Here is a 12,479-nt window from a genome sequence, read left to right on the forward strand (position 1 = left end):
AGATTACCTTTTTCTCTTCATATTCCGAATATATCCGGGCAGACCGTTCGGATCCAGCCAGGGCCGGGGCAGCCGCACCAACACATCTTTCCAATCGGTTCCTATGGACGGGGAAGCGGGAGTGAAGTAAGGAACGCCAAATGACTTAAGCGACACCAGATGGGCAACCAGAAACAGGGCACCGCATAAAATGCCAAAAAGGCCCATAAAGCCGGCCAACAGCACGAACGAAAAGCGAAGCAGGCGTTGTGACATGCCAAAGCTGTAAACCGGAACGACAAAATTGGTGATGCCGGTTATGGCTACGACAATGACAATCGCGGCGGAAATGAGACCGGCTTCCACCGCCGCCTGCCCCAGTACAATCGCCCCCACGATCGAAAGCGCCTGTCCGACCGCCCGCGGCATACGCAGCCCCGCTTCCCGGATAATTTCAAACACGACTTCCATTAACAACACTTCGAAGATGGCGGGGAAGGGAACCCCTTCCCGCTGGGCGGACAAACTGATCAGAAGTTGGGGCGGGATCAGTTCCTGATGGAACGTCGTGGCCGCGACATACAAGGAAGGGACGAACACGGCCGTAAAAAAGGAAATCAACCGAATCCAGCGAATAAACGTGGCGATGTCCGCCCGCTGATAATAATCTTCAGGAGAACTGAAAAACTCGAAAAACGTCATGGGGGCAAGCAGGACGTTGGGCGTTCCGTCCACCATTACGGCCACTTTACCATCCAGCAACTGGGCAGCTACCATATCTGGGCGCTCGGTGTTGGTAAGCGTCGGAAAAGGAGACCAAATCCGGTCCTGGATGAATTCCTCCACATAAGCGCTTTCCAGCACACTGTCCGTCCGGATGGCTGACAATCTGCCGCGCACTTCCCGGACCAGCGATTCCGGGGCGAGGTTCTCCATGTACACCATAAGCAAAGTCGTCCCGGTTTGATTGCCGATGTTCATTTTATCAAACCGGAGGAATGGGTTGCGGATTCTTTTGCGGACAAGCCCCACATTGGTCAGAATGCTTTCCGTAAAGCCTTCGTGCGGCCCGCGAATGGTCGATTCCGACTTCGGTTCTTCAATGGAGCGTTGTTTGGATTCGGTCACATTGATGAGACAAACGCGCTCCCTTGAAAAATCGGTTAGTGCGCAATGGCCTGCCAGGAGAGCTTTTACGGCATGTTCCCGCAACTGTTCATATGGATCGGAAAAGGAAAATTCGCGCAAAAAACCGCTTTCGGCGGAAAGAGGCGCTTCCCCTTCGGAAAACGTATTTTCCGTGAACGATTTCAAAATATATTCGTCAATCGTTTTTTTATTGACCATCGATTCCAGATATACGCACTGCACGGTTTGTTCCCCTTGGACAAACAAGGATCGGCAGACCAAGTCCGGGGGTAACCCGAGGGCTGATTGAATGTCTCCGAAAAAATCATTCTTGATCGATTGATTTTGTTTTTTTCTTGCCATCGACGAACCTCCAGATTCTCACATCTCATCATTATCATTGTTTCCTATTGGGTGGATTCTTATTCCATTGGCAGTTATGCTGTTGCAAATTATCGTGAGGTGAAATCCATACGAGACATTCAAGAAAACGTCCAAGCCGGGAAAGGTTGCGCCGGGAGTGCGAATGTGACTGTGTAGGAAGCACTTCGCATCGTTCACGCGATCAATGCCCAATTCCTGCATCAGCTTGGATTGCAGTGCCTGTGAAAAGTTAATGCCCTTCTCCAGCGCGGCGGCGTTCAGCCAAGCCGGAAGCGTGACCGTCCGATTGACAGAACGGTTCACTTGCGCCTGCGGATAGATGGCATATAGACATCAATCAGCACAGCGCGTTCGTTCGCTTGCGTGGTTTGAATCTGGGAAAGCGGCGTTGGAGCGGGAATAGGTTCGCCATCTTCTTCCAGCCCGTACAGGACAATGCCGAGCAGTTCCCGCGCGGACAAAAGCGCATCGTGATCGTCCGTTCCGCTTGTCGCGCAATCCAGATCAGGGAAAACAACAGCGATTTCCTTGCCGGGGTCATAAGTGAAAACGGCAGGGTAGAAATATCGCTCCGGCTTCTTCATGTCGGATACCTCCTTTGAATGGTCGGGAGGGAGCCGGGGCTATTCAAACTTTAACCCCGACCGCCGTTCAATGCTTTTGAGCGTAGGAACGGGAATGTCTTTGTCAGGATGTTTGACGGTTGTTCGTCCCTTTTGGGTTGGGTGCTTGAACTGGTGATGACTTCCCGAGAAAAATCCACGGTAACAAATACTATTATATTTGTCAATTGAGAACGCAAACTAATCCGCCTTTTTAAGGTATCTTCCAAGTCTTGAACCAGTAACGATATTGTCCGAACGTCGGCAATTTATCCTGCGGAGGAAGAATAGGGACGAGTGCTTTCCCGTCTAATACTTTATTTTTCAGTCCATCATCCCGATTCCTGACCCATCATTTCACGAATTAAACCAGACCCTCCAGGCTCCTGCATTCGACAAGTTTCCGAATATGCAAAAGAAGAGCTCTCGATTCACCATTAAGGTATATCGAGAGCTCTTCTTCGCGACATCGATGCGGTCGAGAGGACAATGGTATCAATCTAACGCAGCACAATCTTGTTCAATGCCGTTTGTATATCTTCCTTTCATGCTTTTCCCAAACGGTTTAATAAAATAAACCATTCTCATAAAAACAGTTTTTCTTCAAAGAACTACCGTCATTTTCTTAGCAATCTCAGATAATTTTTGGTTTTTTAAAAAGTCCTCCATTTTCTCTTCAGCCGATACCATCACCTTCTGAACTAAACACTCTGATCCATGATTCATTTCACAGTCGAATAAGGAGGCGGAGCCTTCAATGGCATGAATCACGTCGAGAAACGAGATTTCTTCCCAATTCCGTTTTAAGCGATATCCACCATTGGCTCCTGAAGTCGATTCAATCATTCCTGCCTTGACCAGCTTGGTAAGGATTTTGGATAAATACGTTGGAGAAACCTCTTGTCTCTCCGCCAATTGCTGTACGCCGATAAGTTTGTTCGGCGGGAATGCGGCAAGAAAGAGCATCGTATGAAGAGCATAGTTTGTCGCTTTAGAAAATTTCATAACGTGATGTTCACCTCAATTATGGACTTTATGTGCCCATAATAACTTTTTATATTGGCTTATGTCAAATATCGCCTCCCTTATTACTCCTTTATTCGTTGTAACTGGCAACACTCCAAGACCTACGATTCCACTGAACCTTTACCATATGGAACAAAGAAAGTAAGAAGAAAACCACTCGCTGCAACGAGGGCTAGTGACCAAAACGCGGCTTGAATTCCTTGATGCATATTGATCGGAAAAGAGAATGAGCTATAATCTGCGGTAATTGTCACCAGGGTGATGAGCAGTGCCCCGCCCATTGACATGCCCAATGTACGTATGGCCGTGGTCATCGGCGAAGCGTAATTCATCATCGAATTCGGCAAGCTCGCCATGGCAAAAGCAGTAATTGGGGTCATCATAAAACCGACCCCGGTCATAAGCAACGCATATAACCCTACCAACAGACCATACGGAGCGTGAATCGATAGCGCTATCGTTAATAGAGCCGTTACGGCGGCTATCCCGAAGAAGCCGATCCGAATCAAATAGCGACCGCCATAACGGTCGTAGATTTTACCCGATACCACTCCGGACACCCCCATCAGCAATGCACCTGGGAGCAGCATTAGCCCCGATTCTCTAGGCAGTAGTCCCCTGACATTTTGTGCATATATCGGGAGCAGCAGTTCCACCCCGGCCATCACAATGAACAGGACTACGCCTATAATCGATGCATAAGTAAATCTCGGGTAACGAAATACGTTGAAATCAAGCAAAGGGACGGCCAGTTTGAATTGGCGCTTCACAAACAGAAACGACAGTGCGAATCCCACGATAAGGAAGGTCAGCGCAAGCTGAATCCCTTTTCCCTGATCGCTAAGGATACTAAATCCATACAACAGACTGCCGAAGCCCAAACTTGAATAAAGAATCGATCTCCAGTCCAATTTCGCTTTATGCGTATCCCAAACGTTTTCCAAGCAATAATAGGCGACAAACAGGTTCGCGATCGCTATGGGCGCCACCCCATAGAATAAGATTCTCCAAGAATGATGTTGAATCACGAAGCCGGAAATCGTCGGCCCCAGTGCAGGGGCGAGTCCCACAATGAGACTGGCCAGTCCCATCGCTGCCCCGAGTTTTTCCTTTGGGAACACTAGGATAATCGTATTCAGGAACACCGGTACCAGCAATCCGGCGCCAATCCCCTGAATAATTCGTCCGCTTAGGATCAATGTGAAGTCGACGGAGAAGCCGGCAATTAGCGTCCCTGTCGTAAAGGCCCCAGCGGATGCGAAAAACAGGGTTCGCGTCGAGTATTTTCCGATCAGGAATCCCGTCACAGGGATGACAATTCCAGAAACCAGAAGATAGACGGTGATCAGCCATTGCGCCCGATTGACCTGGATTCCAAGGTCAAGCATCATTTGTGGCAAAGCCGTGTTCAGCATGGTTTGCATGAGTTGTGCCAAAAAATTCGCGACGATTAGAGATGCGACAATGATTACAGGTTTTCTTTTCATAACGTTCCTCAATTTACTACAGACACTCCAGTTTGTAGATATTACAGATATTTTTTGTCCATTATATAGTTAAAGAAATTACTTATGGGAAAATTCTTGGACACCGGTGTACATGCTCTGATCCTTCAACTGAATAAGCACCTTGCCAAAACGCCCACCCTGCTGGATGACAACCTTATCCGTCGGATAGGTCCGTTCCAAATAATTGGCTATGATTTTCCTGTTCTGGTCGTCCGCAGGCAAACCGAAGATTCTCAGCCATTCCATCACCTCCTGGAGCGCCGTGTCTCTAGGTACCTCTGTAGATTTCATTTCCCGGGTTACGAGCGACTGATAGGAATACCCTTTGAGATACAGTAAATGGAGCAAATAAGCCATCTCCAACTGTTCCATTTTCATGGGCTGATCAGTGACCAACGGCCAAATCTCTTTCACCAGACTGTGCTCCCTGGAGCCGACAGACAGGCTGATATAGCAATACTGTCGTGCGCAGCTCAGCACTTTCTCCACACTGTCCCAATCGATAATAACCGGGCACATGGAGACAAATACGAAATCAAAGGCTTTTTCCCACCCCTTTGCTTGAATATCAATGTCTTCAAAAGGCTCAGCCACAATCTCTACATTCCCGTTCTTTAATCCCGTTATATTACTTTTCAAGAGCTCAACTAATGGAAGACTAGGCTCCACAGAAGTAACACTAGCCCCTCTCTCCGCAAACGGCACTGTAAATCCGCCTGAGGCCGCTCCAATGTCTAATATGGAGGTATCTTTAAATGTCACACCCTGACTTTCCAGCCAATTCATTATCCGTTTTGTTCTTCGCCTGCCTTCTTCGCTAAACGCCTGCTCGTTAAATGACTTTGCCCTATGGTCAAAAGTATGTGCTGGATCAATTCCAACTTTTTTCATTTTGCTAATCGCTGTATCTGGATCCTTCTTCCAAGCTGCTTCCCAAACGGCATCATTAAAAAAATCGTTCGTCATCATCCTCTTCATCCCTTTCTGTTTGATGCAGTCATTACACTTATGACTTTTGAAAAAAGTCCTTCTCTCTAAGAAACTTTTCCCCAAGAGAAGGACATGTCCACTTAGAGCTAAACGAAATCCTCTTCGGTCAGCTCCATGTTGATGCCAATCGCCGCTTTGCTTCCGCCTGCTGCGGCATAAATCAACTGGGAAGGCATGACGTAAGCTGCATCCCCGGCGGCATACACACCTGGAACCGAGCTTTTGCCCCACTCATTTGTGGCGATACCGCCAAACTCATTTACCTCATAACCAAGCGAACCCTGAAAAGACGCCTTCGGTTTCCATTCCGGTGTAATGAATCCTCCCGTTCTCTCGATTCGCGTGCCATCTGCAAATTCCACCTGCCGCAATTTCCCCTCATGACCGATAAACATCGTTACTGCTTGTTCAACCACTTCGATGTTTCTGGATTTCAACAGTTGTTTTTGATCGTTGTCCAGAACCGCATGCCCATTTGTACAAACCACAAGATCTTTACTCCAGGTATAGAGCAGCTTGGCCATATGAAACACTCCAGAGTTCTCGGAAACAACAATTAGCGGCTGATCTCGAAGCTCCCAACCATCGCAGTAGGGACAACTGAACAAACTTGTTCCATAACAATCACGCAAACCTGGAATATCCGGGAAAATCTCCCTAAGTCCAGTGGTGATCAGTAATTTGCGTGCTTCAATCCGTTTTCCGGTTGACGCCACGGCGACGAACCTGTGATCAGTCCGGTGAATCTCGGTTACCTCCCAAGGTAAAAGTTCAACGGAGGGATACCCCAGAACCTCCTCATATGCAATACGCCTAAACTCGGCGGGTGTCACACCGTCTCTTGTTATAAATCCATGAGAGGCATGTGTAACCGCATTTCGGGGCTGGCTGTTATCAAATAACGCAACACTGCGTCTGGCCCGCCCAAGTACCAGAGCCGCATTGAGTCCTGCCGGGCCTCCGCCGATAATAGCACAATCATAAATCAAAAGAATCTCCCCTTTTTTGTTGATTTATTTGGAGCCAACAAGCTGCTGCAGTTCACCTTTCGACAATATGCCTATTTCTTTATATAGAGGCTGTCCATCTTTGAATATAATGGTTGTCGGGATGCTCATAATCTGAAATTGTGAAGAGGTTACCGGATTTTCGTCTACATTAACTTTAACGACTTTAATGGAATCATTTGCTTCCCTTTCAAACTCCTCTAATACAGGTGCAAACATTCTGCATGGACCGCACCAAGCGGCCCAAAAATTCACTACTGTTATACCTTCCGTTTGCACCATCTCATTAAAAGTAGAATCTTTCGCATGTTGAATAGCCATCGTGATCTTCCTTTCGATTAAATATACTATGGATATATAATATCTTTAATTTGTCATAAGATGGGTCTTGTAATCTTGTCCGGCGTTGTTGCACTAAAAAATAGAACATCACCTCAAACGCATAATCAGTTGCTTGTGAATTTTCATAGCACTCCTCCATTTCAAATTAAAGACTTCATGTATCTATGATAACTTTTTTTGTATAAGATGCAAGTCAATCTCATGAAAATTTAGCCAAACCAAGGCCAGTTGCATTCTTTTGGCCTGTGATCGAGCCAACAACAGCGGACAGGCTAGGGTCTTTTGCATCCTAGTCTGCCGCTGTTGCTCTTATCGGATCGGTATTAGTTTTCGTCAAAATGGATCGGCGCAATGCCTTCCGCTCGCCACACCGTGCCTCTTTTCTCGTACTCGAATAACTGTTCTACAGCATTCGCGATTTGAGGACCTAACTCACGATCAACCAAATACAAGGCCACATCAAGACCCGAAGTCACGCCTCCCCCGCTTACGAAGCGAGGACCATCTTCAACGACTCTTGCTTCAATCGGAATTGCACCGAGAGCTCCTAACGCTTCCATGCCTATTTGATTGGTAACGGCATGTCTATCTTTCAACAAACCTCCCATCGCAGGCAGCAGTGTACCACCGCATACTGTAGCTACAATAACTTCCTCATTGTTAAAAGCTTGTTTCAATTTCTCCGACAAGCCCGTCATCATGGCCTTCTTTAATATATTTGGAATGGCATCTTCCGAATTTCCCGCTGGCTTGCCCGAAGCCCCGGGCACCAAAATGATTCCAGGACGCTTGGGGTCTAATGCAGCTTGCGCTTCGAGAGCGGGCCCGTTCAGACCGCTCGGGACAGAACGCTTGCCTTCTGCGGAAACCAATTCCACAGTAACCGCTCCGTTTGAAAACATTCCCGCAGCAGCGAATACTTCGTATGGTGCTAATGCGTCCAGCAGATCGAAACCATCGAACAAGACGATTTGAACATGCATCCTTTTGTCTTTGAATGGATCATTATTTTCTTTTGAATTCGCACTTGCTGCAGAGGTAACTAGACATAGAACTAGTACAAACGACATGAGTACTCCCATAATTTTTTTCATCCTACCACTGCCTTTCTGGATCGATTGATATTTCTGATAATGATGTTAGGAATGATCAACAGCAGCACAATAGAGCCGTAAACGCCAATTGTATAGCTGGTAGCGTAAATGAGACCAAATCCCTGATAAAAAAGGGAGGTGATGAGATGAATTGTCATGTTCGTAAAACAAAAGGCGTAACTTCGGATCATCCAGTTCCGGTGCCGAATGATGCGTTTCTTTTTGATTTGTACAAGCGCCGTAATGGTGATAAACAGCCATATTAGATTAAGAGCGTTGAACACCATACTGCTTATTTTTCCTCCGGTAGCATAAGGAGCCATATATCCGGAAGTAAGCACGACAAGAAGGACGGATACTAAATAAACGTAGCCGTTTATACGGTGGAGCTTGCGGCTTTTTTCAAAGACGCGGTTGGAGAAGTTCAGCACCCCCGTCGCCATGGCGATGCAGGCAAACGCAACATGAACGTGCATAACGTTGATCCAGACTGGAAGATTTAGTTCGCACTTCAGGCCGATTTTATGGCTTAAAAACGCCTTGGCTCCAGGATCGATAATAAAATTGGCCACCAAAGCGTAAAGGATAAATAGAATACTGATGCAGGCCAAAAGTCCGTATGATATTTTCCACTCCTTCATGCGATCCATCCCCTCATTTTAATTGCCAATTCGCATTTATGGGTTAGGTAACACGCTTGCCTGTTAATTTGGATGCAGGCAGTATGCCGGCCCTGGCGAATCCAATCATGTCATCTCCACGCACGATAACTTCGAATTTTAGATTTAACCGCATAGGTTTCGTGACGCGCAGCGACCAGGTAAGCTTATTGTCCTGAAGTAAGGGGTTTATAAACTCGACCGTTTCATCCCCTTGTGTGGCCTGGCCTTGGATCAACCCATTCCTTATGGAAATGGAGAGCTTGACCTCCAGTTTCCCAACAGGCGTAGCAATTGTCGTATCCCAATCCCCGTCGAATTCAGATTCTCCGGGTAATTTGATTTCCGAGGTATCATAAATCATCCCCGTATTGTTCGTTTCTTCGTCGGTCTCTGCCTTGTGAGAGCTAGGCGCCCTTCCTTCTTCCCGCCAGACCGTTCCTCTCCGTTCATATTCGAACAGCTGCTCTACCGCGTGCGCGATACGCGGTCCAAGCTCGCGTTCCACCAGATACAGCGCTGCATCGAGTCCCGAAGTAACGCCGCCGCTAGTAACCAGATTGCCGCTATCCACTACGCGTGCCGGGACGGGAATGGCTCCGGTTGCTCCAAGTACATTCATGCCCAGATGATGCGTTACCGCCGGTCTGCCCTCCAAGAGCCCTCCCATGGCCAGTAACAGGGAACCGCCGCAAACCGTGGCAACGATGATGTCATTTTGCCCGAGTGCTTGCTCAATCATTTCAACCAATTCGGTATTCAGTGCCCGCGACAGAATGGCTGGGGGCGAATTCGGCCCATCTCCTTCGACGTCGCCCGACGCGCCAGGTACAAGAATGATGCCTGTTCGTTCCGGGTTCAGTCTGCCACTCGCTTCAATTTTTAACCCGTTGATGCCGCTGGTGACGGATCTCGGCCCTTCAGCGGTAACGAATTCTACGCTTAACGCGTGTTCAGCATACATTGCCGCGGCACAAAAAACTTCGTAAGGTGCAATGGCATCCAGAAGGTCAAAGCCATCAAAAAGCACGACTTGAACCGTTAACATCCATAAACCTCCTCATATTCAAAGTCAATAGATTGATCCTCGAACCTGCGGATCGTATCAGGGAAAAGTTATTTTGTCAGAAGATCCTTCAGCCTGTGATATTCCTTCTCGTCGATTTCACCACTCGCCATCCGACCTTTTAGAATCAATGCGATGTCACGGTCTTTTGGATTGGAATCTCTGTAGCGATGACGAATCAGATAAATTCGAATTGCGACAAAAGAAAAAAGCGTAAGACAAAATAGAGCACCGAATGGAAAAAATGAGAAACTTCCGTATTCCAAGTTTGTCAACCTCCTTCATCCGTTTTTGCGTAGAACGGGCCCTAACTCGCGATATTTGCTGTCCGACTCGGCAAGAAGTATCGTAACAAACGAGTATCTCAAATGAAGTTGTATAAAGGTCACAAAACAATAAACAAATCATCACAAATTAGGTGGTTCTGTTTGTTGCATGGGGTTAAATGATAAACTAGTTTTCAAAGGTGGGATATTCATGAGTGAAATCAGTACCATACTGGTTGTAGACGATGATCAAAGCATTGTTGAACTATTGAGCGACTTTTTAGAGTATGAAAATTATCGCGTTATAACCGCTTGCGATTCTGTTCAAGCTTGGACATTGTTTGAGCAGAATTCCATTCATTGTATTGTTCTTGACATCATGATGCCGGGTCAAAACGGGTTTGAGTTATGTCGCCGGATTCGGGAGAAGAGTAACGTTCCGATCCTTTTCTTGAGCGCACGCAGCGACGATGTGGACAAGATTCGCGGCCTGACGCTCGGCGGCGATGATTATATTGTCAAAACCGCTTCACCCGGTGAAATTGTAGCCAGGATAAAAGCTGTACTACGACGTTCTGTTTCCCAACTGCAAATGAGTGAGAGAATCTTGGATTTGTAGAGTAGAGAACTGACGTTTTCTGGCGACCGTTTGGTCGCCTTACTCCTTTCAGTTCCCCCTCATCAAACCGTACGTGAGGTTCTCCCTCATACGGCTTTCCGATGTTCTTCTTTCCTTGGCATTCGGTTATCGCGTACGGCAAGCTTCACAAGAATTCCTCTTGTAGCTTTTGCTATCTCTCTCATCCGCGCATGTCTCGCTTGTTTATTCCTTTTCTTGTTGTTAAAGAGCACAAGTCTTGTCAGAACATACCAGTCGATGCGACATAACCACTTAGCTCCTATGGGTGAAAGTGAGTAATAATTCTTGAAACCTTGAAGTTTTCGATTCAGCCCTTGTATCAGCTCGTCTAGTGACCAGTACAACTTGTTGCGCGGTTTGGTATACTCTTTGATTTTCCTTCTCATTTCCTTCATAGCCTTCTTGCTCGGAATGTGTGACATGACGTACATTTTCTTTCCACCCTTGAGAAGAATGGGAAATTTTCGATGGTGTAAACCAAGGAAGTCAAAGCCCGTGGTATTGTCCCAGATATTAACCAGTCGAGACTTTTCTTTACTAAGTGTAAGGTCCAGTTTGTTTAGTACCGCTTTTATGACTTGTATACTTTCCAAAGCGTCTTGTTTCGATCTACACATGATTACAAAATCATCCGCATATCGGATCAGCTTCCCAAGATGAGTGAATTGCTTCTCCCAAATCGTGTCCATGTAGTCCAAATAAATATTTGCCAACAGTGGAGAGATTACCCCTCCTTGCGGAGTGCCCCATTCGGTTTCATGAAACTGTACATCTTCCATGACGCCCGCACGGAGCCAGTTCCGAATCAGCTTTAGTATCCTGCGATCAGAAATCCTTTTCTCTACTAGCTTCATGAGCTTTTCCTGATTAATGTTGTCAAAGTATCCTTTGATGTCTACATCGACTACCCAGGAGGCCGTCCTGCTGGTTTTCTTGATTTGTGTAATCGCCTGGTGGGCATTTCGTTTGGGACGAAATCCGTATGAGCAATCTTTGAAATCGGCTTCAAAGATAGGCTCAATAACCATCTTGGTTGCCATCTGAACAACACGATCTCGGATGGTCGGGATACCAAGCGGTCTTTGTTTCCCATCCGCTTTCGGGATGTACGTGCGCCGCACAGGAGATGGATGATATTGCTTACCCTTCAGGTCGAGATAAATTTCGTTGAGAAATTTACTTTCCCCATACTCCTGAACGATTCTTTCAATTGTCTGTCCATCTATCCCGCCGCTACCTTTATTGGCTCGAACTCTACGCCACGCTTCCGCAAGAATATCTGGCCGGTACACTTTGTCATACAGAGCATGAAATCGCCGTTTTGGATTTTCCTTGGCACAAAGATATAGGGTTGTCCAAAGTTGTCGAGCTTTTACATTGGTGTAGTTAGCAAGTTTACTTGCATTCACTCACTCTTACCTCCTTCGACCCGTGAACAAAGCAGGGCTCCTTCCCTCCATAAGGTTGTGTTGTCCTTATGTTCATCGGTACTATGAACCCCTCCGACTCCCTCTCTGCCATCCACCACTTCCCTTACGGTTATAGGTTTCCGTTTTACGCTCCTGACGGGGCGTGCAGAGTAGGGTCTCCCCAGTTCCGTTAACTACTTTCTCAAAATACCGCTCCCCATACCCCGAGGGATTCATAGGTGCTGTATTCCAAGTTCTCCACACCGTCCTTGGCCTTCACCCAGATGAAACAAGCGCGGCTTCCCTTTGTCCACCTCTCGATGGTCTTTCTGAACGAGGCTGCAGGCTTCACTTTATGTTACGGCCTTCTGATTTGCTC

14 protein-coding genes and 1 pseudogene are annotated in these 12,479 nt (G+C 47.0%); 1 reads left to right on the forward strand and 14 read right to left on the reverse strand.

Features of this window, described 5'->3' with window-relative positions; all coding sequences use genetic code 11:
* Positions 1-3: 3 nt before the first annotated feature.
* From EDM54_RS22660 to EDM54_RS22715, 13 genes are all read right to left on the reverse strand, one after another.
* On the reverse strand, positions 4-1,470 hold the full coding sequence (locus tag EDM54_RS22660; RefSeq protein ID WP_122958831.1) for a spore germination protein: 1,467 nt from the start codon (positions 1,468-1,470) through the stop codon (positions 4-6).
* A gap of 320 nt (positions 1,471-1,790) precedes the next feature.
* A complete protein-coding gene (locus EDM54_RS22665) occupies positions 1,791-2,075 on the reverse strand; it encodes a type II toxin-antitoxin system HicB family antitoxin (RefSeq protein ID WP_213509925.1) in 285 nt (94 codons plus the stop codon).
* Positions 2,076-2,114: 39 nt separating this feature from the next.
* Positions 2,115-2,282 carry a type II toxin-antitoxin system HicA family toxin gene (locus tag EDM54_RS22670; protein WP_074048767.1) on the reverse strand — a complete coding sequence of 56 codons (168 nt, stop codon included), beginning with the start codon at positions 2,280-2,282 and terminating at the stop codon, positions 2,115-2,117.
* Positions 2,283-2,307: 25 nt separating this feature from the next.
* On the reverse strand, positions 2,308-2,421 hold the full coding sequence (locus EDM54_RS27510) for a hypothetical protein (RefSeq protein WP_488168263.1): 114 nt from the start codon (positions 2,419-2,421) through the stop codon (positions 2,308-2,310).
* 275 nt (positions 2,422-2,696) lie between these two features.
* Positions 2,697-3,098, reverse strand: a complete 402-nt coding sequence (locus EDM54_RS22675) for an Rrf2 family transcriptional regulator (protein ID WP_036623450.1) — start codon at positions 3,096-3,098, stop codon at positions 2,697-2,699.
* Between the two features lie 122 nt (positions 3,099-3,220).
* Entirely contained in the window at positions 3,221-4,606 is a 1,386-nt protein-coding gene (locus EDM54_RS22680) for a DHA2 family efflux MFS transporter permease subunit (protein WP_036628256.1), read from the reverse strand.
* A gap of 78 nt (positions 4,607-4,684) precedes the next feature.
* The gene (locus EDM54_RS22685) at positions 4,685-5,593 is read right to left on the reverse strand and encodes a class I SAM-dependent methyltransferase (RefSeq protein ID WP_122958835.1); all 909 of its coding nucleotides are present in this window, start codon (positions 5,591-5,593) and stop codon (positions 4,685-4,687) included.
* Positions 5,594-5,703: 110 nt separating this feature from the next.
* Entirely contained in the window at positions 5,704-6,606 is a 903-nt protein-coding gene (locus EDM54_RS22690) for an NAD(P)/FAD-dependent oxidoreductase (RefSeq protein WP_036623451.1), read from the reverse strand.
* A 24-nt stretch (positions 6,607-6,630) separates the two neighbouring features.
* Positions 6,631-6,945, reverse strand: a complete 315-nt coding sequence (gene trxA, locus EDM54_RS22695) for a thioredoxin (RefSeq protein ID WP_036623452.1) — start codon at positions 6,943-6,945, stop codon at positions 6,631-6,633.
* A 344-nt stretch (positions 6,946-7,289) separates the two neighbouring features.
* Positions 7,290-8,060 (reverse strand): DJ-1/PfpI family protein, encoded by a 771-nt coding sequence (locus EDM54_RS22700; protein WP_122958832.1) that lies wholly within the window; start codon positions 8,058-8,060, stop codon positions 7,290-7,292.
* Complete coding sequence (locus EDM54_RS22705; RefSeq protein ID WP_122958833.1) at positions 8,057-8,701, reverse strand: DUF2306 domain-containing protein; 645 nt, start codon at positions 8,699-8,701, stop codon at positions 8,057-8,059. The genes EDM54_RS22700 and EDM54_RS22705 overlap by 4 nt, the downstream gene beginning before the upstream one ends.
* 43 nt (positions 8,702-8,744) lie before the next feature.
* Positions 8,745-9,767, reverse strand: a complete 1,023-nt coding sequence (locus EDM54_RS22710) for a DJ-1/PfpI family protein (protein ID WP_122958834.1) — start codon at positions 9,765-9,767, stop codon at positions 8,745-8,747.
* A gap of 68 nt (positions 9,768-9,835) precedes the next feature.
* Positions 9,836-10,051: an SHOCT domain-containing protein gene (locus EDM54_RS22715; protein WP_115311194.1), complete on the reverse strand. Its 216-nt coding sequence runs from the start codon at positions 10,049-10,051 to the stop codon at positions 9,836-9,838.
* 211 nt (positions 10,052-10,262) lie between these two features.
* On the opposite strand from EDM54_RS22715, the pseudogene EDM54_RS22720 reads away from it, so the two are divergent.
* Positions 10,263-10,664: pseudogene (locus EDM54_RS22720) on the forward strand (response regulator transcription factor); the annotation flags it as partial.
* Positions 10,665-10,756: 92 nt separating this feature from the next.
* Here the strand turns inward: EDM54_RS22720 and ltrA are convergent.
* Positions 10,757-12,100 (reverse strand): group II intron reverse transcriptase/maturase, encoded by a 1,344-nt coding sequence (gene ltrA, locus EDM54_RS22725; RefSeq protein ID WP_023555181.1) that lies wholly within the window; start codon positions 12,098-12,100, stop codon positions 10,757-10,759.
* Positions 12,101-12,479 lie beyond the last annotated feature (379 nt).

Source organism: Brevibacillus borstelensis, from assembly GCF_003710865.1.
GTDB lineage: Bacteria > Bacillota > Bacilli > Brevibacillales > Brevibacillaceae > Brevibacillus > Brevibacillus borstelensis.

Excerpts from the sequence above, each read along its gene's own strand:
- EDM54_RS22660 (WP_122958831.1), bottom strand. The coding sequence starts at position 1,470 with ATGGCAAGAAAAAAACAAAATCAATCGATCAAGAATGATTTTTTCGGA.
- EDM54_RS22665 (WP_213509925.1), bottom strand. The coding sequence starts at position 2,075 with ATGAAGAAGCCGGAGCGATATTTCTACCCTGCCGTTTTCACTTATGAC.
- EDM54_RS22675 (WP_036623450.1), bottom strand. The coding sequence starts at position 3,098 with ATGAAATTTTCTAAAGCGACAAACTATGCTCTTCATACGATGCTCTTT.
- EDM54_RS22680 (WP_036628256.1), bottom strand. The coding sequence starts at position 4,606 with ATGAAAAGAAAACCTGTAATCATTGTCGCATCTCTAATCGTCGCGAAT.
- EDM54_RS22685 (WP_122958835.1), bottom strand. The coding sequence starts at position 5,593 with ATGACGAACGATTTTTTTAATGATGCCGTTTGGGAAGCAGCTTGGAAG.
- trxA (WP_036623452.1), bottom strand. The coding sequence starts at position 6,945 with ATGGCTATTCAACATGCGAAAGATTCTACTTTTAATGAGATGGTGCAA.
- EDM54_RS22700 (WP_122958832.1), bottom strand. The coding sequence starts at position 8,060 with ATGAAAAAAATTATGGGAGTACTCATGTCGTTTGTACTAGTTCTATGT.
- EDM54_RS22705 (WP_122958833.1), bottom strand. The coding sequence starts at position 8,701 with ATGAAGGAGTGGAAAATATCATACGGACTTTTGGCCTGCATCAGTATT.
- EDM54_RS22710 (WP_122958834.1), bottom strand. The coding sequence starts at position 9,767 with ATGTTAACGGTTCAAGTCGTGCTTTTTGATGGCTTTGACCTTCTGGAT.